This is a genomic window from Ensifer sp. M14 (assembly GCF_003355565.1).
Classification (GTDB): domain Bacteria; phylum Pseudomonadota; class Alphaproteobacteria; order Rhizobiales; family Rhizobiaceae; genus Ensifer.
In genome coordinates this window covers 4,117,586-4,138,170 of the sequence record NZ_QJNR01000004.1, presented here as the reverse complement: position 1 = coordinate 4,138,170, position 20,585 = coordinate 4,117,586, and the positions used below count along the sequence as shown (strand labels likewise).

Genomic DNA, 20,585 nt, shown 5'->3' with positions numbered 1-20,585 from the left:
CGATCTTGTTCAGGTCAGGGACACATATAATCTAATCGATTTAAAGGCGCTAGGGTGCGACGCAATAAAATGCCCGCAAATGCTCATCCTAGAGCTTGTCGCGCAGCGCGTACCAGCTCAGCGCCAGAAACAGAAGCGGCGAACGGAAGCGTGCTCCGCCGGGAAAAGCCGGTATTTTCAAGGCTTTCAGCAGGTCGAGTTCCGTCTCTTTGCCAAGTGCCAGGTCAGCGTAGAGCTTGCCGCAATAGTTGGAAAGCATGACCCCGTGGCCGGAATAGCCGCCGATCGACGTGACGCCCGGCATGACTTCGCGACAGAAGGGCGTGCGCGGCATGGTGATGCCGACGGAGCCGCCCCAGCCATGGGTGATCTCGACATTTCCGAGTTCCGGATAGATCTCGCTGATCTGCCGGCGGATATGGGTGGAAATGTCGCGCGGGTTGTCGGCGGTGTAGGCTTCGCGCCCGCCGAACAGCAGCCGCCCGTCTTTCGACTTGCGGAAGTAGCGCACGACGAAGCGCGAATCGTCGACCGATTCGCCGCCGGGCAGCACATTGGGATGAGCGGAGAGGACCTCGGTCGCACCGATGAAGGAACGGATCGGCATCACGTGGCTGGCGCTCACCGGCTCGAGATTGCCGATATAGGCGTTGCAGGCGACGAGCACACGGTCGGCAGTGATCGTGCCGCGATCGGTGGTGATGACAATCGCCGCCCCCTTGCGCTCGATCTTCTCGGCCTTTGTCTGCTCGAACAGGTTGGCGCCGGCAAGGGCCGCCTGCCTGGCGAGCCCGACAAGCAGTTTCAGCGGATGGATATGGCCGGTGCCGGCATCGCGGATGCCGAAGTGATAGCGACTCGATCCCAGTCGGCTTGCCGTCTCCTCCCGCTCCATGAAAGAGAGATGCGGATAGCCGAAGCGGGTCGCCATCGCCTCGGCGTGGTCGCGATAGTCTTTCTCCAGGCTCTTCTTATGGCCGACGGAAAGCTGCCCCGGCATGAACTCGATGTCTATGGCATGTTCGGCGGCGAAGTCGAGCACGTGCCGCTTGGCATTTTCGGCCATGTCGAACAGCGCTTGCGCCCGTTCGTGGCCGAGCGTTTCCTCGGTTTCGTCGGCCCAGGCGCGCTGGCCGGTGCCGAACTGGCCGCCATTGCGTCCCGACGCGCCGTCGCCGAAGCGGCAGGCGTCGATGAGGGTGACATCGACGCCCTGGCGCGCAAGATTGTAGGCTGCCTGAAGCCCGGTGTAGCCGCCGCCGATGACGGCGACATCCGCCTTGCGCGATCCCGGCATCTGCGGGAATTCCGGTCGATCCGGAACGGTTGCCTCATACCAGGAGTAACCGGGCGAGATCGGGCTTTGCCAGGGCATCGGATAGCCTTTCAGGTCAGACGTTCAGCAACAGGAACTCGCGTTCCCAGGGGCTGATGACCTGCATGAAGGTTTCGAACTCGCCGCGCTTCACGCCGGCATAGATGGCGATGAACTCGGGGCTCAGCACCTCGGCAAGGGACGGTGCCGATTCGAGCAGGGCGACGGCCTCGAGCAATCCACGCGGCAGATCGATCTCGCCTTCGTTGGCCGTGTCTTCCGTCGGTGCCGAGGGTTCGCGACCCTCGATGATCCCCAGATAGCCGCAGGCAAGCGAAGCGGCGAGCGCCAGATAGGGGTTGGCGTCCGAACTCGGCAACCGGTTCTCGATCCGCCGCGCAACCGGCTCGGAAACCGGAATGCGGAAGGCGGTCGTGCGATTGTCGTAGCCCCAGGCCGTATTCACCGGCGCCGACATATCGGGCGTCAGCCGGCGGAAGGAGTTCACATAGGGCGCCATCATCACCAGCGTGCGCGGCACATAGTGCTGCATGCCGCCGATGAAGTTGAAGAACTCCTTGGAGGCGGAACCATCCGGATTGGAAAACAGGTTGCGGCCGGTGTTGATCTCGATCACCGACTGGTGGATGTGCATGGCCGAACCCGGCTGTCCCTGCATCGGCTTGGCCATGAAGGTCGCGTAGATGCCGTGCTTCAGCGCCGCTTCGCGAATGGTGCGCTTGAACAGGAACACCTGGTCGGCAAGCTCGATCGGATCGCCGTGACGAAGGTTGATCTCGAGCTGCGCCGGACCTTCCTCGTGGATCAGCGTGTCGATCTCCAGACCCTGCTTCTCGGAGAAGTGATAGATGTCGTCGATCAGTTCGTCGAATTCGTTGATGCCGGCGATCGAATAACCCTGACCGCCGAGGATCGAGCGGCCGGATCGGCCCTTCGGCGGATGCAGCGGATAGTCGGGATCGTCATTGGTGGCGACGAGGTAGAACTCGATTTCGGGGGCGACGACCGGCTTCCAGCCCTTCTGGCGGTAGAGATCGACCACGCGCTTCAGGACGTTGCGCGGCGTGTAGCTGATCTGCTCGCCTTCGGAGCCGACAATGTCGCAGATCACCTGCGCTGTCGGGTCGGTTTCCCAGGGGACGACGGAGAGCGTCGACAGATCGGGCACGAGCTTGATGTCGCTGTCGCGCGAATCGTAGCGGAACTGTCCGGTTTCGTCGGGATATTCGCCTGAGATCGTGTGGCGGTAGACGGCTGATGGCAGCGCCAGCGAGGTGTTGGACGTGAACTTGGAGGTCGGCATCATCTTGCCGCGAGGAACGCCGGCAAGGTCGGGCGTGATGCATTCGATGTCTTCGATCCCGCGGATCTTCAGCCAGTCCGTTGCTTCCTTCCAGGTCTTCACACCTCGGAGGGAATGCAGGGCGGCGGGTATTTTCGAGGATTTGCTGATTTTCGTTGTTTGTTGGGCAGCACTTCTCTTGGAGGGCATAAATCACCGGTTTTGGCTTCGGATGGCGCATCATAACCGGAGATTGCCAATTGGCTAGAGCAGGGCGATTGACTTTCGCCTCCTTGACCGGAAAGGAATGCGCTGAAGAGCTTAAAGGTGATGCGTGGCTGAAAAGAAGGATGTGGTGATCATTGGCGCGGGTGCTGCCGGCATGATGTGCGCGATCGAAGCCGGCAAGCGCGGCCGGCGCGTGCTCGTCATCGACCATGCCAGGGCGCCGGGCGAAAAGATACGCATCTCCGGCGGCGGCCGCTGCAACTTCACCAACATTCACGCCGGGCCGAAGAACTTCCTTTCGGCCAATCCGCATTTCTGCAAATCGGCGCTCGCGCGCTACGGCGCGCGCGACTTCCTCGCGCTTGTCGAAAAGCACGGCATCGCCTGGCACGAAAAGACCTTGGGGCAATTGTTCTGCGATCACTCGGCCAAGGACATCATCAGGATGCTGCTGGCAGAGATGCGCGACGCGGGCGCCGAGCTTCGGCTGGAGACGACGGTCGAGAGTGTCGAGCGCCATGGCGCAGGCTTTCGGGTCATGACCGGCGACGGACCTGTTGATGCGCAGTCGCTGGTGATTGCCTGCGGCGGCAAGTCCATCCCGAAGATGGGGGCGACCGGGCTTGCCTATAAGATCGCCGAGCAGTTTGGATTGGCGCTGGTCGAGACCCGTCCCGGGCTTGTGCCGCTGACGCTCGACCCAGTGCAGCTTGAAACCATCGGCGAACTGGCGGGCGTTGCCGCCGATGCCGAAGCGCGCTCCGGCAAGGCGGCCTTTCGCGAGGCGGTGCTGATCACCCACCGGGGCTTGAGCGGTCCGGCGATCCTGCAGATCTCTTCCTATTGGCGCGAGGGGCAGGATATCGTGTTGAAGCTGATGCCCGATATCGATATCGCCTCGATCGTAAAGGGCATGCGCCGAACCAACGGCAAGCAGGCGGTCCAGACGGTTCTCGCCGATATTCTGCCGCGGCGGCTGGCGCAATTTTTTGCCGATGCCGCCAAGCTCACGGGAAAGCAACTCGCCGACCTCTCCGACAAGACCATCGACGCGCTTTCGGCCACGATCCAGGCCTGGACGATCAAGCCGGCCGGTTCCGAAGGCTACCGCACGGCCGAGGTGACGCTCGGCGGCATCGACACCAGCGGTCTCGATTCAAAGACGATGCAGGCCAAGTCTGTTCCCGGCCTCTATTTCGTCGGCGAATGCGTCGATGTGACCGGTTGGCTCGGCGGCTACAATTTCCAATGGGCATGGGCGTCGGGCTTTGCGGCCGGCCAGGAGGTCTGATCCCCGGTTTTGTGGCGCGTCGCTTCAGCCATTGTTAACGGATATGCCCGAACCTCTTCAGATGTCGGCACAGCCGGCGGTTGGTCAGAAAAAACGGTTCCGCAAACGGAAATCACACTGTTTCCATTTTTAGGGCTTTTCTCTGCCGCGGCATGGCTGCAATATGATCAGGACTGGCAAGCCGGTTTATCCGGGCCGATCGTTGCTAGTCAGTGAGAAGGACAGGATGTCATGAACAACCCACGCCGTCGTCCCCGCGCCATCGTGATCGCTCGCACCGACGAGAGCCGCGCCCAGAGAGTGATGCTCACCCGCATCGCTCTGCTCGCCTTCTTTGCCGTCGCTGCCTTCGCAACGCTTCCGGCCCTTTGGCATTGAAGCCGCCGGTCGGCCGCGTGACGGCCGAACCTCTGGCGCGCCTTGAGTGCGCGAGCGCCTTCGGAAATTCGTTGGCGAGTGCTCTGCGCTTATACAATTTTTAATCGTTCAAAATGAATATTGCGACGAAGTGAGTTCCGTCAGGACTTCGCTACCGGGGAGGTGGCGTGATCCCGCAATGATTGCTGACGGACTAGCGGTGTGCGCCGCATGATTTTTCCGAAAAACATCAGCCTGTTTGCGCATCGGGTGGCTCTCGATCGTTTCGTCCTTTCGGCGGTTACGCTCAAAGGCGAGACATGCTTCGAGCCGCCGGGGGAGGCGAATGCGAGCTGCGAGCCAAGGTGTTTTCCATGTTCATCGATAGAATTCTTGCCCGTTTCAAGATCCAGACGAAGGTCCTTTTCTTCATTCTGCCCTTCGTCGTCAGCATCTGTGCCGTCGGCATTACCGGTCTTTATGCGTCCGGCCTGCTTCAGGGCCGGATGGAGATTTCAAACAGCGTCCTGCAGACGCTGAGCGGGTTCAAGGACGTCTATGCGGGGATGAACAATTTCCTGCACTCGACCACCGAGGAAACCCGCGACGCCTTGCAAGGCAAGATCGCCGCGCAGAAGGAAATCCTTGCCGACACCGCCGCACAGGTCGCCGGCCAGAACGGCCAGGACGAATTGACGGCGGCGATCGCCGCAACCAACGACATCGAAACCCGCATCGACGGGCTCTGGAAGCTGCATGTCGGCGAGCAGGAAATGCGCGCCGCGATGACAGCGAACCTCGATGCGCTGCTGGTCGAGCGCGCCAAGATCAACGACGAGTCCAACCGGCTGCAATATGCCGTGCGCAAGAACGAGAATGCGGCCAAGACCATGCTGCGCGAAGCCGAAAAGCTGATGCGCGCCAGCCGTTTCTTCAACGAGTTCGGCACTGAAGTCGCCAAGGCGACGACGGTCGAGGACAAGCTAAAGGCCGTCAAGGAACGGTTCCCGATGATCGGCCGCACCGAGCGCGACATCTTCCGGTTGCTGCCGAAGGACGAAAAGTCGCTGACCGAGACGATCACCTCCGCATCGAGCGAGATCGGCGCACTTTTGAAAGCGCCCGCCGGTCCGGAGACGCTGGCCGGTATTTCGAAATACGTCGACCGCTTCCGCACTGCGAGCTTCCGTCTTGAAGCGGCGTCGGTCGGCAAGATGCGCGATGCCACGCGGATCTTCGCCGAACTCGACCAGTTGATCGTCAGCACCGAATCCGTTCTGACGGCCACACGCCGGCTTTCAAGCTCGATCACCGACATCCAGATCTCCGCCGCAACCTTCATGGGGTCGACGACGGAAAGCAACCGACAGAAGCTGCTCGACAAGTTCCTGGCGGTTCAACAGAACATGGCGACCTTGCGTGGTGTCGCCAGCGACGGCGCATCTTTCGACGCGATTGCCGATACGCTGATGCCGATCATCACCGTGATGAAGAAGGATGCGGCATCGCTGGTCGAAATCACCGTGAAGCGGACTGCCGATTTCGACGCCGCCGGCCAGTCGATCAACCAGATCTGGAGCGATCTCACCGGCTTTGCAGAACAGCAGAAGGTTGCCGCCGGCACCGAGCGCCAGGAAGCAAACCAGATCTCCGTTGCCGCCACCGTCGCAGGCGTCGTCATCGCACTGCTTGCCGGCATCGCTCTGACGCTGACGCTGAAGAAGCCGATCGGCCAGATCACCGCCGCCATGCGTCGCCTGGCGGACGGCCGCCTCGACACGTCCATTGACGGCGACGCCCGCCAGGACGAAATCGGCGACATGGCGCGCGCCCTTGGCGTGTTCAAGGAAAATGCGCTCTCCAAGGTGCGTATCGAGGCCGAAAGCGAAGAACAGCGCGCCCGCGCCGAGATCGAGCGCACCCGCAATGATGCCGAGAAGCGCGAACTCGATCGCCAGATCGATCTTGCCGTCAGCGAACTCGCCGCCGGCCTCGGCCGTCTGGCACAGGGCGACCTGTCGCGCCAGATCGATATCCCGTTCCATGGGCGTCTCGAGCAGTTGCGCACCGACTTCAACGGCTCGCTGATCCGCCTGCAGGACACGCTGGCGCAGATCCGCGGCAATGCGCAGGCGATCCAGCAGAGTGGCGCCGACATGCATCACGCCGCGGATTCCTTGTCGAAGCGGACGGAAGCTCAGGCCGCCTCGCTCGAAGAGACGGCGGCCGCCGTCGACCAGATCACCGTGACGGTCCGGTCTTCGGCAGAGCGTGCGAACGAGGCCAATGTCGCCGTAACCCAGACGAAGAAGAGCGCCGACAGCTCGGCAACCGTCGTCACCAACGCGATCGCCGCCATGGGCCGCATCGAAGAAGCCTCACGCCAGATCGAGCAGATCATCGAGGTCATCGACGACATCGCCTTCCAGACCAACCTCTTGGCGCTGAACGCGGGCATCGAGGCGGCACGCGCTGGCGAAGCCGGCAAGGGCTTCGCGGTGGTGGCGCAGGAAGTGCGCGAACTGGCGCAGCGCTCGGCCGAAGCGGCCCGCGAAATCAAGGGCCTCATCAACAAGTCGACCGACGAGGTCAATTCGGGCTCGCTTCTGGTCAAGGAGACCGGCGCCGTGCTGGCTTCGATCAGCGCCCAGATCGTCACCGTCAGCCAGCATGTGGAGATGATCGCGACCGCCAGCCGAGACCAGGCCGTGGCGCTCAACGAGGTCAATGGTTCGGTCAACCAGATGGATCAGATGACCCAGCAGAACGCCTCGATGGTAGAAGAGGCGACCGCGACAAGTCTGGCGCTTTCCAACCAGGCCGACACGCTGATGATGCTGGTCGAGCAGTTCCGGCTGGAGCCGGAAACGGCCGATATCCACGCTTACCGCGCGGCCTGATCGGCCAGAACGGCGACGACTATGTCATCCTAGCACTGCACCGCGCAACACACCGGTTGCGCGGTGCATTTCGTTTGAGCAGTCTCCTCGGTGCGTTCGACCTTTCTGCTTGCCGCAAACGCGGCCATGCAGCGGCGAAGCATCCTCCGCAACCAGCCCGGCGGCTTTGGGTCGAAATGCTCGTCCCAGCGGCGGCTCTTCATCGTCATATCGGCCAGATAGGCCATTGCCAGCGTTTCCATGGTGATGCTCCTCATCGAGTGGCATCCTCTCTTTTATGCAGCAAAAGCTGTTTTACATACGCAAGAGATCGCCTTATGTTTTTCATTCATGAAAGACATGGATTGGGATATCTACCGCTGCTTCATGAGTGTTGCGCGTACCGGCGGCCTGACGGGAGCCGCGCAGGCGCTGGGCTTCAGCCCGGCAACCGTCGGCCGGCGCATGCTCGAGATCGAGGAGCGCACCGGGCGCAGCCTGTTCGTGCGCAGCCAGACCGGCTATCAGCTGACCGGCGACGGGCAATTGCTGTTCGAACAGCTCGAGGAGATGGAGGCTGCCGCCCGCCGCGTCGAGAGCTGGCGACGGGAAGGCGAGGGGGCGGTCGTTCGCATCACCGCGGGAACCTGGGTATCTTGGCTGCTTGCCGAGAATTTTCCGGCGCTCTGTACCGAGCGTGACGGCTTCAGCCTGGCGATCAATGTCGGAGAGACGCGTGCAAACCTTGCCTATCGCGAGAGCGATATCGGCATCCGCGCCTTCGAGCCGGAGGAAAGCTATCTGGCTGCCCGCCCGGTGGGCGACGTCGCCTATGCCGCCTATCGACAGAAGAATGCATTGCCGGCGTCAAATAGCAGATGGCTCGCTGTCAGCGAGGAGGATGCGATTTCGGCCTATCTGCGTTGGCCGCATGAGCACGCGACCGGTCGCATCGTGGCGACGGTGACGCGGCCTCGCTCCTTGCTCGACCTTGCACGCGCCGGTGCCGGTTGCGCCGTGCTGCCCTGTTTCGTCGGTGACCTCGACCCGTTGCTGGAGCGGATGGGCGAGGAGATTCCAGCGCTTCGGCATCGCCAATGGATCGTCATGAACAACGAGGATCGCCACCGCCAGGAAATCCGCACGGTCGTCGATCGCATGACAAAGCTGCTGAAGAGCCACGCCGACATCTTCGCCGGAAAACGCCCGCGCCGCAGCTGAAAAAGTCAGCGCATCAACAGGCTGACGAGCGCTGCCTGCGAGTTCACCTCGGTCTTGGTGTAGATGCTCTTCAGCTGCGTGCGGATGGTCTCGTAGCTGACACCGTTCGCCTGCGCCATCTCCCGGAGCGACAGTCCCGCGGCAAGCCCGGAGGCGATGCGAACTTCGGCCGGTGTCAGGCCGTGAATGTCCTTGAGATGTTCGCGCCGCTCTTCCGGCAGCAGAGACGTTGCCGGTTCGATTAGGATTGCGACCGTTGGTCCGTTGAGCAGTTCGACGAAGACATCGGACCGCAGCCGCACCAGCGTGACACGATAGGCCGCGCCATCTGTGGCCCTGACGAGGGAGACATGCGGCTCCGCACGGGTATTGATCCGCAAGGACAATAATTCGAGAGCGGCTGCCGATCCCGTGCTCGGCAACGTCACACGCCCACCCGGCGATATCCGAAGAGGCACATTGTTGGAGATCATGCGCTCGGCGCACGCGTTCATCGAGCGGATTCTGAGATTTTCGGTGACATAGATCACGCCGACGCCGACGCTATCGAGCAAATCCCGGCCTTCGCCATGCCCGGGCGCAAACATGTCGCGCTTGCGCAGGAGATCGAAAGCCCGTTTCAAGTGCGGCGCCAGATACGTATATTGCTCGGCGGCCCGCTGATTGAGGTCGGCATCTGTCGATGAGGTGCAGGTCGAGAGCATGAAGGTTCGGGTTGCGCTTCTGATGATCGTCACGCCGACACTGGTCTCGCATCCGGTCTGTCGCTTCAGCCAGTCGTTATAGAATTCGGATTTGATCAGCTCGCCGCGCGCGACGATCTGCTCCCCGCAGATGCCCTGGCCTGTGGGCACGAGCATCGCCTTTGGGATCCAGGGATTGACCGCAGCAAAATGCTGGTTGAACTGCTCGATATCCTCGGCGTCAAACCCGGAGACGGAAGGGACATAGCTGCGGGGTGTTGCCAGATCGTGATAGTGCAGCGCTGATCGGCCGTTGGGCAGCGTATTGGCCAACCGATCGAGAAAGTCCTGCCAGCTGCACTCGCCGAAGGCGGCGCCGTAGATCAGGTCAGTCAGCTCTTCCGTTCCGGAATGTCCCGGCTGCAACATGCGCGCCCCCGCTCGCAATAGTCGCAGCTAATATAGGCGAGGCTCGCATTCTAGGCAACTTGAAATGGTATTTTGCGGCGCAGATCGGGGGCTGAAAAGCGAACAGCCGACATTTCCGCCGGCTGATTCCCGTTAAAGGTGTATCGGTTGGGCGTGCTACGCGTATGGACGGCGACCGGCGGCAACGATTGGTATCATTCGCCGCGACCCTGCGCCCGGACCGGCCGTGCAAAGAGACGCGATGAGCGTGACCGCTGCCGCAAGCGCCATCATCATGCCCGTCCCTGGGTGACGATGACGGGGATCAACAGGTCGCCCCAGTTGCCTTCGCCGCCATGATGGCGGGCCGAGCGCACGAGCTCGACCGAGACGCCGGCGTCGACGGCTTTCATGACGGCCTGGTTGAGGCGGTGCAGGTCGTTGGCGACCATGCGGATCGCCGCCTGCTGGTCCGGGGTCATGGCCGAAGACTGTTCCTCGGCCCGTTCCTTGACGCGTGTCTGAACTGTCATTGGAGTTCTCCTTGGTGTCGGCGGTTTCTTTAGGGTTGCACGGGGAGCGCGGCGGGCAGGGATTGCCACGCTCCCCGGCTCTTCACTCTGCGGCCGGGCGGAACTGGTCGTGCTCGGTCGATTCCTTCATGGCCGTCGTCGACGACTGGCCGCCGGTGATGGCGAGCGACACCGCGTCGAAATAGCCGGTGCCGACTTCGCGCTGGTGCTTGGTGGCGGTGTAGCCGTTGACCTCGGCCGCGAACTCCGCCTCCTGCAGCTCCGAATAGGCGGCCATCTGCCGGGCCTTGTAGCCGCGGGCGAGCTCGAACATGCCGAAGTTCAGCTGGTGGAAGCCGGCAAGCGTGATGAACTGGAACTTGTAGCCCATCGCACCGAGTTCGCGCTGGAACTTGGCGATCGTCGCGTCGTCGAGGTTTTTCTTCCAGTTGAACGACGGCGAGCAGTTGTAGGCGAGCAGCTTGCCCGGATGTGCCTTGTGCACGCCCTCGGCAAACTTGCGGGCCTGTTCCAGGTCGGGCTTCGACGTTTCGCACCAGATGAGGTCGCAATGCGGCGCATAGGCAATGGCGCGGGCAATGCACGGCTCGATGCCGTTCTTTACCTGGTAGAAGCCTTCGACCGTGCGTCCGGCGTCATAATCGACAAAGGGACGATCGCGCTCGTCGATATCGGAGGTCAAAAGCTTGGCGGCTTCCGCATCGGTGCGGGCGATGACCAGCGTCGGCGTGCCCATGACGTCGGCTGCAAGCCGTGCGGCGTTGAGGTTGCGGATATGGGCAGCCGTCGGGATCAGAACCTTGCCGCCGAGATGGCCGCACTTCTTTTCGGACGCGAGCTGGTCCTCGTAGTGGACGCCTGCAGCACCCGCTTCGATGAAGGCCTTCATGATCTCGAAGGCGTTGAGCGGGCCGCCGAAACCGGCTTCCGCGTCGGCAACGATCGGCGCAAACCAGGTGTCGACCGAAAGGCCTTTGCCTTCCGAGGTCTCGATCTGGTCGGCTCGCTGGAGTGTGCGGTTGATGCGCTTGGCGAGCTCCGGTGCGGCGTTTGCCGGATAGAGCGACTGGTCGGGATACATCGCGGATGCGGTATTGGCGTCGGCCGCGACCTGCCAGCCGGAGAGATAGATCGCCTTCAGTCCGGCGCGAACCATCTGCATGGCCTGGTTACCCGAGAGCGCGCCGAGCGCGTTGACGAAGTCTTCCTCGTGAATGAGCTTCCACAAGCGGTTGGCGCCCATTTCGGCCAGCGAGTAACGGATCTCTACCGAACCGCGCAGCCGCTTCACGGTGTCAGCGGTGTAGGGGCGTTCGATACCATCAAAGCGGCCTTGTTGGGCACTGGGAACAAGCTTGTAAAAATCCGTCATTACATCCTCCTGCTGGAACTCATCCACCATTCGACTTTTGTCTTATGGCTTCCTTTGTCTTCGAGTTGATGTGACAGTTTTTACATTGCGCTGCGCAACAGGGCCACAGGAATTACCGTTTTAGCTGTTTCAAAAGGGTTATCTTGTCTTGCGTTTGACAGTGGTGCGCAGTAAATTTGTAAATTCTGTAAATCCTCGATCGATGTCAGGATTGTAAAGGTAGTGACAAATGGCTGAGAACAAGATCTTTGCCGGGCCACGCGTCCGCCGCATCCGCAACGGGCTGTCGCTGACGCAGACGGCCATGGCGGAAGCGCTTGGCATCTCGCCGTCCTACCTCAATCTGATCGAGCGCAATCAGCGGCCGCTGACCGTCCAGCTGCTTCTGAAGCTCGCATCGGTCTACAAGGTCGATCTCGAGGAACTGCAGGGCGAAACGGGCGGTGGGCTGGCACAATTGCGCGAGGTCTTCGCCGATCCGCTGCTGGCGGCGGAACTGCCGGGGGATCAGGAACTGATCGAGGTGGCCGAGGCGGCGCCCAATGCCGCCGGCGGTGTCGTCAAGCTTTACCGGGCCTATCGCGAGCAGGCGGCGCGGTTGAAGGATCTGGCCGAACTCCTGGCCGGGCAGGGACACATGGAAGCACTGTCGGGAACACGCCTGCCGATGGACGAGGTGCGCGAGACGCTGGAAGCCAGACCCAATCACTTCGCCCGGATCGAGGAGGTGGCCGAAGCGTTTCATGGGGTGCTTTCACCGGGCGACGATCTGATCGGTGCGCTCAAGGCCTGGCTGAAGAAGGAGCATGGCCTTGTCGTGCGCAACCTGCCTGTGCACGCCATGCCCAATCTGCGCCGCCGCTTCGATCGGCATTCGATGCGATTGTTCATCTCCGAGCGCCTGTCGCCCTATGACCAGTTGCGCGAGATCGCCATGGAGGCTGCTTCGATCGCCTGTCACGAGGCGATCGTCCAGGAACTGGAGACGCTGCGCCTGTCGACCGCCGAAGCACGGCGAATCGGCCGCTTCGAGCTTGCCCGCTATGCCGCCCATGCGCTGATAATGCCCTATGGGGCGTTCCATGCGGCAGCGCTGCGGGCGAGATACGATATCGACGTGCTACGGGCACGTTTCCAGGTGTCGTTCGAGCAGGCCGCAAATCGGCTGACGATGCTGCAGCGGCCGGGGGTCGCCGGCGTTCCGTTCTTCCTGATGGAAATCGACAATGCCGGGCACCGGCTCCGTCGTTCCGGCGCATCGGGCTTCCCGCAGGCGCGGTTCGGAGGCGGTTGTCCGAAACTCAACATACATGCCGCCTTCTCGGTGCCGGGGCAGATCCTGGTCGACCGTGTGGAGACAACGGAGGGACTGACTTTTCTGACCGTGTCGCGCACGCTCGATGGCCCGCAGGCAGGCTTCGAAGAGCGGGTTCGCCGCACTGCTGTGTTGATTGGATGCGAAGCGTCCTTTGCCGAAGAGGTGGTCTATGGTGCGGCGCGTACAGCGGCGGTCGCCATCGGCGCGGCTTGTCGCCTCTGCGAACGCCAGGGCTGTCTTGCACGCGCCGAGCCGCCCGTGACGCGCCCGCTCGGGCTCGACGAGATGGTGACGGGGCTCAGCGTCTTCGATTTTCAGTGAACAGGCGAGACGTTCAGTAGCTGACAGGATGATGGCTGGGCAGCAGCGGCGCGCTGGGAGAAAAGCATTCGGCCGGCAGCCCGGTCGTGTAGCCGCGGGTGATGTGCGCCTTGTCCGCATAGGTCTTGTCGCGCATCAGGATCGCGTGCAGTTCGGGCAGGTTGTAGAACGGCACGGCGGGATAGAGGTGATGCTCCAGATGGTAGTTGATGTTGTGTGGGGCGAAGAACAGCCTTTCCCAGGCGTGCGGATAGACCGTGCGTGAACTCGTCAGCTCGTCGCTATAATCCAGACTGCCAAAATGCTCCGCCACGCTGCGCACATAAAGGAACAGGCAGAAGACGGTGAAGAACGGCACCAGCCAATAGAGTGCGAATTCGCGCCAGATACCGAGAAGGCTGAAGATGGCCGCGGCGGCGATATAGAAGCCGAGGCGCAGCATCTTGTAACCTCGTGTCGAACGATCGTTCTTCGACATGCGCTTGGCCATATGCACCATGTCGCGGATCGAGTTGACGGCGACGAGGTAACCGAGCAGTTGCATCACGCCGCGCGCGATCTTCTGCGGAAAGGTGAACTGCGCCATGCCGAGCTTGGCCGTCCAGTCCGGATCGTCGTCGGTGTTGGCATGCTGGTGATGCGCCAGATGGTTTTGCCGGTATCCGTCGACGGTTGCGAGCATCGGCCAGGCGAGCAGCAGGTCGCTCATCCAGTCGCTGAGCCTGCGGTTCCTGATGATGCGGTAGTGCGCCGCCTCGTGAACGAGGCAACCGAATGCGTGCATGCGGCCGGCAATCACGACCACGGCCAGCAGATAGACGAGGATATTGCCGGAAAATTCGCTGGCGGCGATGGCCGCCGCGATGATCGCCCAATCGACCGCTATCGCGCCAAGCGATTTCTGTGGCTCGAGGATCGAAAGGCGCTTCAACTCTCTCGGATCGATCCTGCGGTTCCGTCCACTCATGACACTACCCAGACGCTGATACACAACCAGAGGAAAAATCGCATGCCCGTTATGGTTAATCAATCGTAAACGTGTGGCCGTTCCGGCTGGTTGCCGCGATGGTTAATGCCATCCGCCTGGCACCTGCCATGGCGAGGATCGCCCCCTTCGCCATAAGTGCCCGATTTTCCTTGGCTTGCTAAAATTGGGGTGGCTGAAGATGTCCGCCTCTTTCCGGCACGAAACCGCTTGAGGTTGTCGAGAAACATGCCTAACCTCGCCCCGGAGCGATCCAGAATGGGCCTGGATCCGTGTCACGGGGCGGCCTTGTCCGGCCCGATAATAACGAGGGAACTGCATGTCCAAATTCATCGTTACAACCATGGCGACGGTCATGCTGGCCGGCTCGACCATGTTGGCGTCCGCGCAGGAGCGGGTCGTCAACGTCTATAACTGGTCTGATTACATCGACAGCAGCATTCTGGAAGATTTCACCAAGGAAACCGGCATCAAGGTCGTCTACGACGTCTTCGATTCCAACGAGATCCTCGAAACCAAGCTGCTCGCGGGCGGCTCGGGCTATGACGTCGTCGTGCCGACGGCGACCTTCCTGCAGCGCCAGATCGCCGCTGGGGTGTTCCAGAAGCTCGACAAGTCCAAGCTTCCGAACCTCACGAATATGTGGGACGTGATCATGGACCGCACGGCCAAGTACGATCCGGGCAACGAATACGCTATCGACTACATGTGGGGCACCACCGGCATCGGCTACAACGTCGACAAGATGAAGGCAATTCTCGGCACCGACGAGAAGCCCAACTGGGACGTCATCTTCAAGCCGGAGCTGGCCGCCAAGTTCAAGGATTGCGGTATCCACGTGCTCGATTCCCCGACGGACATCATGCCGTCGGCGCTCGCCTATCTCGGTCTCAACCCGGACAGTCATGAAGCGGCCGATCTTGAAAAGGCGGCTGAACTGCTTGCCAGCGTTCGCCCCAATATCCGCAAGTTCCATTCGTCGGAATACATCAACGCCCTTGCAAATGGCGACATCTGCCTGGCGGTCGGCTTTTCCGGCGACGTTTTTCAGGCTCGCGACCGTGCCGCCGAAGCCAAGGCTGGCGTGACGATCGATTATGCGATCCCCTCGCAGGGGGCGCAGATGTGGTTCGACATGCTCGCCATTCCGGCAGACGCGCCGCATGTCGCCGAAGCGCATGAATTCCTCAACTACATGATGAAGCCAGAGGTCGTCGCCAAGGCGTCGAACTATGTCTTCTACGCCAACGGCAACAAGGCCTCGCAGCAGTTCCTGGACAAGGCGGTTCTCGAAGACACCGCCATCTATCCGACCGACGATGTGATGCAGAAACTGTTCACTGTCACGCCGTTCGAGGCGAAGGAGCAGCGGGTCTTGACCCGGCTCTGGACAAAGGTCGTTACCGGCCAGTAAGAGCGAAACGAATTGCCCGGACCTCAAAATCCGGGCAATTTTCTTTAAAGGGGGCACCGGGGAAAACGAGAGTGCCCATCGGCTGTATCATTCGGGGATAGATGATGAAGTCACTCGGCAGTATCAGGCGCTCTTTCGCCCCTTGGGCGGATCCCGCTTCCAAGCCATTCATTTCAGTCAAGAACGTCACCAAGACGTTCGGCGATTTCATCGCCGTCGACGATCTTTCGCTCGACATCTACACGCGCGAGTTCTTTGCGCTCTTGGGTGCGTCGGGCTGCGGAAAGTCGACGCTTCTGCGCATGCTGGCCGGCTTCGAGCAGCCGACCTCCGGCGAGATCATCCTTGACGGCCAGAGCCTTGCCGGCATTCCGCCCTACAGGCGGCCGGTCAACATGATGTTCCAGTCCTATGCGCTGTTTCCGCATATGACCGTCGAGACCAACATCGCCTTCGGTCTGAAGCAGGACGGCATGCCGAAGGCCGACATCGCCGAGCGCGTCGGCCAGATGCTCAAGCTGGTGAAGCTCGAAAAATTTGCCAAGCGCAAGCCGCACCAGCTTTCCGGCGGTCAGCGCCAGCGCGTTGCACTGGCGCGTTCGCTCGCCAAGCGGCCGAAAGTGTTGCTGCTGGACGAGCCGCTCGGCGCGCTCGACAAGAAGCTGCGCGAGGAAACCCAGTTCGAACTGATGGACCTGCAGCAGGAACTCGGCCTGACCTTCGTCGTCGTCACGCACGACCAGGAGGAAGCGATGACCATGGCAGACCGCATCGCCGTCATGAGCCACGGCAAGGTCGTGCAGGTGGCGACACCGGCCGAAATCTACGAGGCGCCGAACTCCCGCTTCGTCGCCGACTTCATCGGTGATGTGAACATCTTCGATGGAACGGTGTCTGCCGTCGAAAACGGGTATCTCCGGATTGAAACCGGAAACGGCTTTCCCGTCCGCATGGCATCGCCGGACAAGCCGTCCGTTGGCGCCAAGGCCGCCGTCGCCATTCGTCCCGAAAAGATCCGCGTCAGCCGACAGCCGCCGGCCCATGCGCCGGTCAATGCGGTCGAGGGTGAGATCTGGGATATCGGCTATCTCGGCGACATGACCGTCTTCCACATCCGATTGAAGGATGGAAGGGTCGTGAAGGCGTCGTCTCTGAATGCGGTGCGTGCCGTCGAAGATCCCTTCGGTTACGACCAGCAGGTGTGGATCTCGTTCGGCGAAGACGCCGGCGTCGTCTTGAAGGATTGAAGCCATGGCGAGAGTCGCATCAGCCGTCTTCAGCCGCCTGGTCATCATCATCCCCTACGCCTGGCTGCTGTTCTTCTTTCTCATCCCGTTCTTCATCGTCTTCCGCATTTCGCTGTCGCAGACCGCGGTGGCGATGCCGCCCTATACGCCGGTCTTCGATCTCTTCGGCGGCCTTTCCGGCATCATGGAAAAGGCGCGGGAGTTCTCGCTCGACAACTATGTCTGGCTGACGGAGGACGTTCTCTATTTCAATGCCTATGTCTCGAGCGTCATCATCGCCGGCATCTCGACGGTGTTGACCTTGATGATCGCCTATCCCGTCGCCTATGGCATGGCCAAGGCGCCGAAATCGATCCGCCCGACATTGCTGATGCTGGTGATCCTGCCGTTCTGGACCAGCTTCCTGATCCGCGTCTACGCCTGGATCGCCATCCTGAAGCCGGAAGGGCTGCTCAACCAGTTCCTGATGAGCATCAACGTCATCGACCAGCCGCTGATCATCCTCAACACCAATTGGGCGATCTATATCGGTATCGTCTATTCCTACCTGCCGTTCATGGTGCTGCCGATCTACTCCTCGCTGGAGAAGATGGACCACACGCTGACGGAGGCGGCGCTGGATCTCGGCTGCACGCCGTTCTCGGCCTTCTGGCAGGTCACGTTCCCGCTGTCGCTGGCCGGCGTCGTTGCCGGTTGCCTGCTCGTCTTCATTCCGGCTGTCGGCGAGTTCGTCATCCCGGATCTGCTCGGCGGATCGGAAACGCTGATGATCGGCAAGACGCTCTGGAACGAGTTCAACGCCAACCGTGACTGGCCGGTCTCTTCGGCGGTTGCCACGATCCTGCTGTTGATCCTGGTGATCCCGATCGTGTTCTTCCAGAACGCGCAGGCCAAAGCCGACGGCGAGGGGAGGTAGGTCATGGGCAACTGGTCACGCTTCAACATCGCCTCGATCGTGCTCGGCTTCGGCTTCCTCTACCTGCCGATCGTGCTTTTGGTGATCTTCTCGTTCAACGAATCGAAGCTCGTCACCGTCTGGGCCGGGTTTTCGACCAAGTGGTATACGCAGCTCTGGCACAATCAGGCGCTTCTCGACGCCGCGTGGGTCACCATCCGCGTGGCGCTGATCTCGGCCACCTGCGCGACTGTGCTTGGAACGCTCGCGGCGCTCGCGCTGGTGCGCTACACGCGCTTTCGCGGTCGCATGCTGTTTTCCGGCATGGTCTATGCGCCGCTGGTCATGCCTGAGGTCATCACCGGCCTGTCGCTGTTGTTGCTGTTCGTTGCCATCGGCCTCGACCGGGGCTTCTGGACCATTACGCTTGCGCACATCACCTTCACCATGTGCTTCGTTGCCGTTGTCGTGCAGTCGCGCCTCTTAAGCTTCGACCAGTCGATCGAAGAGGCAGCACTCGATCTCGGCGCGACACCGGTCAGAACCTTCTTTGCCATCACCCTGCCGGTGATCGCGCCGGCGGTGTTTTCCGGCTGGGTGCTGGCCTTCACGCTATCGCTCGACGATCTCGTGATTTCGAGCTTCACCACCGGCCCCGGGGCGACCACACTGCCGATGAAGATCTACAGCCAGGTCCGCCTTGGGGTGACGCCTGAAATCAACGCGATCTGCACGATCCTGATCGGCATTGTCGCGATCGGTGTCATCGTTGCCTCCGTTGTCACCAAACAGCGTGAGGCGCAGCGCGAGAAAGACGAGCGCGCGGCCTTTGCGCAATAGGATTGAAGGCTGCGTCCATCAGGAAACCGGCCGGTGCTTCCAAGCGCCGGCCGTTTCAGTTGGGCTCGCCCAGCACCGAAAGCGGCGAAATCACCGCATTCGGCCAAGAGCCGCCGACGAAGAACCGCAATCGCTGTGCCGCATTGGTTTCGTCGGTAAAAGTGCCGGCAAGCGCCAGGCTGCCGCTGCGATAGGGAATGACGCCGTTGACCGAGAGGCTGCCCGAAGGCCCGGTAAAGGTTGCGCGGTTCAACCGGGCAGAACCGCCGCTGAAGCGCGCCTCGATATCGGCGCGCTGAAAATCGAACGTGCCGCTGCTCGCCTGCGACAGCGAGAAGAACTCGCCCTTGCGCACCAGATCCGAAAAGGCATTGGCATCGAATTCCGAAAGCTTGCCATTGGCAAGCGACACCGTCAGGCGCCCGGATGCATCCGCTGCCTCTGGCGTCCAGAACGGATGATCGGTGGCTAGGTCGAGATTGACGCTGCCACGTCCCGTTGGCACCGGGCCGGTAAAGCCGAAGTCGGCGGCGGCCGCCGCAAGATCAGCGTCTTTCAGAACCAGCGCCAACTTGCCACCACGCGCCAGATCCGCTTCAGACAGCACGAGCCGGCCGCTGAGCCTGCCATTGGCATAGGTGCTGTCGCCGATATCGAGCGACGCACGCCCGTGATCGACCATCACGCCGGCGGCCACGTCGGTCAGCCGCAGCGGGCCGATCGCCGCCTCCTGCGTCGACAGGCGAACGTCGACGCGCCAGGTACGGGCGAAGGCGTCCGTCATGTGCTTGGCGAGTTCTTCGGGATCGACCGGAAGCTCGGCGAACAGCGGTTGCAGTCCGTTGAGGTCGATCTTGTCGAAGGCAAGCGTGCCCTCGACGCGCGGCGTGTCGTCGGCGGGAATAGCAACATCGAGCACACCGGTTGCGTTTGCCCCGCCGAGCGACAAACGCAGGTCATCCAGCTTCAGCGTCTGGTCGCCGGTGGTGACATTGGCATTGAGGTTAAAACTGCTTTCAGGCAACCCTTCGTGGGAGGCCCCTTCGAACCAGGCCGCAAGCGCTGGCAGCGAGGCGGTCGAAACCTGGAGCCGGCCGGAGGCGAAAGGTTTCATCGACAGATTGCCGACGCCTTCGAAGGAAAAGTTGAGCGGGGCCGAGGTCAACGACGTTTTCAGCGTCGTGTTGCGGCCGGCCAGCAGCGTCAGCGGCTCGTCGCAGGCGAGCGACCAACTCACGGTCTGGCCTCCGATCACGCTCGACAGTTGCGCGTTCAGCCGCCCGGCAAAGGCGGGCCACTTCACGGTGCCGGATATGCCGGGAAATTCGCGCGCATAATTGGTCGTCCGGTCAAACACCTGCAAGCGGCCATTGTCGATGGTGATGTCGCCGAAGGGGGTTTCGTCGCCGTCCGTTTTTGCTTCGCCAGGTCCGAGCCAGCGCGGCCTCTCCCAGTTGAGCGTGCCGTCGGTGCCGCGCTCCAGCGTCACCACCGGCTCGATCAGGCGGATATCTTCAAGCGCCGGTTCGCCGCGAAGCGCTGAAAGCAGGCTGAAGGCTGCGGTGATGCTGCCGATCCGCGCGAGTGTGCGGGGGGGGCCGTCGGTCGTCTCGATCGTGGCGCCGTACAATGTCAGCGTCGGGTTCGGCCAGAAACGGATGTCCGGCTCGCCGGTTATCCTGCTTTTGCCACCCGACCAGGCGTCGAGCATGCGCTCCATCGTCGGCCGCACGTCCGTGGTCGAGATCACCAGCGGCAGGGCAGCGTTGTACCCGACGGCAAGCGCGATGCCGATCGCCGCGGGCCAGAGGAAATGGCGACGACGAAGCCGCGACCAAAGGCGTGGTCGACCCAACATATGCAGGATTTTTCTTGTCATTTCCGCCTGGTTGCCCATCGCTTGGGATCACGCAGCTTGGATAGGCTTTCAGCCCGCATAAATCAAATGCAGCCGACATGGAAATGTCGCCAATGC

At 61.7% G+C, this 20,585-nt stretch carries 17 protein-coding genes; 9 read left to right on the top strand and 8 right to left on the bottom strand.

Annotation, left to right across the window (positions count from 1 at the left end; all coding sequences use genetic code 11):
* Positions 1-88: 88 nt before the first annotated feature.
* Together BLJAPNOD_RS20070 and BLJAPNOD_RS20065 are read right to left on the bottom strand one after the other, a co-directional pair.
* Positions 89-1,375, bottom strand: coding sequence for an FAD-binding oxidoreductase (locus BLJAPNOD_RS20070; RefSeq protein WP_115420922.1), 1,287 nt, complete (start codon positions 1,373-1,375; stop codon positions 89-91).
* A 16-nt stretch (positions 1,376-1,391) separates the two neighbouring features.
* Positions 1,392-2,828 carry a glutamine synthetase family protein gene (locus tag BLJAPNOD_RS20065; protein ID WP_115420921.1) on the bottom strand — a complete coding sequence of 479 codons (1,437 nt, stop codon included), beginning with the start codon at positions 2,826-2,828 and terminating at the stop codon, positions 1,392-1,394.
* A 124-nt stretch (positions 2,829-2,952) separates the two neighbouring features.
* Here BLJAPNOD_RS20065 and BLJAPNOD_RS20060 point away from each other — a divergent pair, with 124 nt between their 5' ends.
* The 3 genes from BLJAPNOD_RS20060 (at position 2,953) to BLJAPNOD_RS20055 (ending at position 7,394) form a co-directional block, all read left to right on the top strand.
* Entirely contained in the window at positions 2,953-4,137 is a 1,185-nt protein-coding gene (locus BLJAPNOD_RS20060; RefSeq protein ID WP_115420920.1) for an NAD(P)/FAD-dependent oxidoreductase, read from the top strand.
* A gap of 231 nt (positions 4,138-4,368) precedes the next feature.
* Entirely contained in the window at positions 4,369-4,515 is a 147-nt protein-coding gene (locus BLJAPNOD_RS35660; protein ID WP_199565970.1) for a hypothetical protein, read from the top strand.
* 353 nt (positions 4,516-4,868) lie between these two features.
* Positions 4,869-7,394, top strand: a complete 2,526-nt coding sequence (locus BLJAPNOD_RS20055; protein WP_077504411.1) for a methyl-accepting chemotaxis protein — start codon at positions 4,869-4,871, stop codon at positions 7,392-7,394.
* Positions 7,395-7,423: 29 nt separating this feature from the next.
* Here BLJAPNOD_RS20055 and BLJAPNOD_RS20050 read toward each other — a convergent pair whose 3' ends face one another.
* Positions 7,424-7,636, bottom strand: coding sequence for a hypothetical protein (locus BLJAPNOD_RS20050; protein ID WP_115420919.1), 213 nt, complete (start codon positions 7,634-7,636; stop codon positions 7,424-7,426).
* An 88-nt stretch (positions 7,637-7,724) separates the two neighbouring features.
* Between BLJAPNOD_RS20050 and BLJAPNOD_RS20045 the strand changes: the two genes are divergently transcribed.
* Positions 7,725-8,594, top strand: a complete 870-nt coding sequence (locus BLJAPNOD_RS20045; protein WP_077504291.1) for a LysR family transcriptional regulator — start codon at positions 7,725-7,727, stop codon at positions 8,592-8,594.
* Positions 8,595-8,599: 5 nt separating this feature from the next.
* Here BLJAPNOD_RS20045 and BLJAPNOD_RS20040 read toward each other — a convergent pair whose 3' ends face one another.
* From BLJAPNOD_RS20040 to aceA, 3 genes are all read right to left on the bottom strand, one after another.
* A complete protein-coding gene (locus BLJAPNOD_RS20040) occupies positions 8,600-9,706 on the bottom strand; it encodes a LuxR C-terminal-related transcriptional regulator (protein WP_115420918.1) in 1,107 nt (368 codons plus the stop codon).
* Positions 9,707-9,978: 272 nt separating this feature from the next.
* Positions 9,979-10,218: a hypothetical protein gene (locus BLJAPNOD_RS20035; protein ID WP_025425977.1), complete on the bottom strand. Its 240-nt coding sequence runs from the start codon at positions 10,216-10,218 to the stop codon at positions 9,979-9,981.
* A gap of 82 nt (positions 10,219-10,300) precedes the next feature.
* On the bottom strand, positions 10,301-11,590 hold the full coding sequence (gene aceA / locus BLJAPNOD_RS20030) for an isocitrate lyase (protein WP_077504289.1): 1,290 nt from the start codon (positions 11,588-11,590) through the stop codon (positions 10,301-10,303).
* Positions 11,591-11,819: 229 nt separating this feature from the next.
* On the opposite strand from aceA, the gene BLJAPNOD_RS20025 reads away from it, so the two are divergent.
* The gene (locus BLJAPNOD_RS20025; RefSeq protein ID WP_115420917.1) at positions 11,820-13,229 is read left to right on the top strand and encodes an XRE family transcriptional regulator; all 1,410 of its coding nucleotides are present in this window, start codon (positions 11,820-11,822) and stop codon (positions 13,227-13,229) included.
* A gap of 13 nt (positions 13,230-13,242) precedes the next feature.
* On the opposite strand, the gene BLJAPNOD_RS20020 is transcribed toward BLJAPNOD_RS20025, so the two are convergent.
* Positions 13,243-14,196, bottom strand: a complete 954-nt coding sequence (locus tag BLJAPNOD_RS20020; protein WP_115420916.1) for a fatty acid desaturase family protein — start codon at positions 14,194-14,196, stop codon at positions 13,243-13,245.
* A 337-nt stretch (positions 14,197-14,533) separates the two neighbouring features.
* On the opposite strand from BLJAPNOD_RS20020, the gene BLJAPNOD_RS20015 reads away from it, so the two are divergent.
* The 4 genes from BLJAPNOD_RS20015 (at position 14,534) to BLJAPNOD_RS20000 (ending at position 18,610) form a co-directional block, all read left to right on the top strand.
* Complete coding sequence (locus BLJAPNOD_RS20015; RefSeq protein ID WP_077504286.1) at positions 14,534-15,628, top strand: polyamine ABC transporter substrate-binding protein; 1,095 nt, start codon at positions 14,534-14,536, stop codon at positions 15,626-15,628.
* 104 nt (positions 15,629-15,732) lie between these two features.
* The gene (locus BLJAPNOD_RS20010) at positions 15,733-16,875 is read left to right on the top strand and encodes an ABC transporter ATP-binding protein (protein WP_077504410.1); all 1,143 of its coding nucleotides are present in this window, start codon (positions 15,733-15,735) and stop codon (positions 16,873-16,875) included.
* Between the two features lie 4 nt (positions 16,876-16,879).
* On the top strand, positions 16,880-17,791 hold the full coding sequence (locus BLJAPNOD_RS20005) for an ABC transporter permease subunit (RefSeq protein ID WP_115420914.1): 912 nt from the start codon (positions 16,880-16,882) through the stop codon (positions 17,789-17,791).
* Positions 17,792-17,794: 3 nt separating this feature from the next.
* Positions 17,795-18,610 (top strand): ABC transporter permease subunit, encoded by an 816-nt coding sequence (locus BLJAPNOD_RS20000; protein ID WP_077504284.1) that lies wholly within the window; start codon positions 17,795-17,797, stop codon positions 18,608-18,610.
* Between the two features lie 55 nt (positions 18,611-18,665).
* On the opposite strand, the gene BLJAPNOD_RS19995 is transcribed toward BLJAPNOD_RS20000, so the two are convergent.
* Positions 18,666-20,489: an AsmA family protein gene (locus BLJAPNOD_RS19995; protein WP_115421389.1), complete on the bottom strand. Its 1,824-nt coding sequence runs from the start codon at positions 20,487-20,489 to the stop codon at positions 18,666-18,668.
* Positions 20,490-20,585: the final 96 nt, after the last annotated feature.